The 1,342-nt window shown below is 58.0% G+C and carries 1 protein-coding gene and 1 pseudogene; both read left to right on the plus strand.

Features of this window, described 5'->3' with window-relative positions; genetic code table 11:
- The first annotated feature begins 45 nt into the window (after window positions 1-45).
- Complete coding sequence (locus tag A2I95_RS38560; protein ID WP_291737671.1) at window positions 46-618, plus strand: cob(I)yrinic acid a,c-diamide adenosyltransferase; 573 nt, start codon at window positions 46-48, stop codon at window positions 616-618.
- Between the two features lie 282 nt (window positions 619-900).
- A pseudogene (locus tag A2I95_RS38565) lies at window positions 901-1,342 on the plus strand (electron transfer flavoprotein subunit beta/FixA family protein); the annotation flags it as partial.

Consider the following 1,342-nt stretch of genomic DNA (forward strand, 5'->3'; position numbering starts at 1 on the left):
GGCTAATCCTGCTGTTCATCTATTTGCGCCAGGGGGGCTGATCACATGGTGGTCTTGAACAAGATTTACACCCGTACCGGAGACAAGGGTGACACTGCCATGGGCAATGGCACCCGTGTCGCAAAACATTCGGCTCGCGTATCTGCCTATGGTACAACCGATGAATTGAACGCCTTTGTCGGCGTTGCCCGTTTGGACGCCACCGGGGAAACCGATACCGCGCTGGCCCGCATCCAGAATGACCTGTTCGATTTGGGCGCGGACCTGTGCCGTCCCGACATGGAACAGGATGCGACCGCCGAATACCCACCGCTGCGCATGGTCACGGCACAGGTCGAACGGTTGGAAGCCGAAATTGACATCATGAATGCAGATCTCAAACCCTTGCGCAGCTTTATCCTGCCGGGGGGATCACGGCTGGCGGCCCAATTGCACGTCTGCCGAACTGTTGCCCGCCGGGCCGAACGTCTGGCGACCGAATTGTCGACGGTCGAACAGATCAACCCGGCCGCCGTCAAATACCTCAATCGGTTGAGCGACTGGTTTTTTGTTGCCGCACGTGTCGCCAATGACAACGGCACGGCCGATGTGTTGTGGGTTCCCGGCGCAAACCGCTGACCCCGCATCCATACGACGATTTGCGACACCGGCCACCCCTATCGGGTGGTCGCATTCATTTTCATTGATTCCCGCGACCCCGGCTCCCGCCGCCGCGTCGAAAAACGAGCACTGCGCAACATTCTTGCAAAGAATCTGACGCAAAACACCAAACGCGACGTCGGTGTGCTAAAACGTGACGATTTTGCCCTGTTATGGTGGGGGCGGCTTCTGTATCAACACCGCGAGAGCATGGAGGGGAGTCGCCGCTGGCGGCTGCCATACTAAGGAGAGAACGCAGAAATGAAGGTACTCGTGCCTGTCAAGCGCGTGATTGACTATAACGTTAAGGTCCGCGTGAAGGCGGACGGCAGCGGTGTCGATCTCGCCAACGTGAAAATGTCGATGAACCCATTCGACGAAATCGCGGTGGAAGAAGCTATCCGTCTGAAAGAAGCAGGCAAGGCCGATGAGGTCATTGCAGTTTCGATCGGCGTGAAGCAAGCTCAGGAAACTCTGCGCACGGCTCTGGCCATGGGTGCAGACCGCGCGATCCTGGTGATTGCAGCGGATGATGTGCACACCGACATCGAGCCTCTGGCCGTTGCCAAGATCCTGGCAAAAGTTGTCGAAGAAGAGCAGCCCGGTGTTGTTCTGTGCGGCAAACAGGCGATCGACAACGACATGAACGCCACCGGTCAGATGCTGTCGGCGCTGCTGGGTTGGTCCCAGGGCACCTTTGCCT

Source organism: Leisingera sp. F5, from assembly GCF_001593695.1.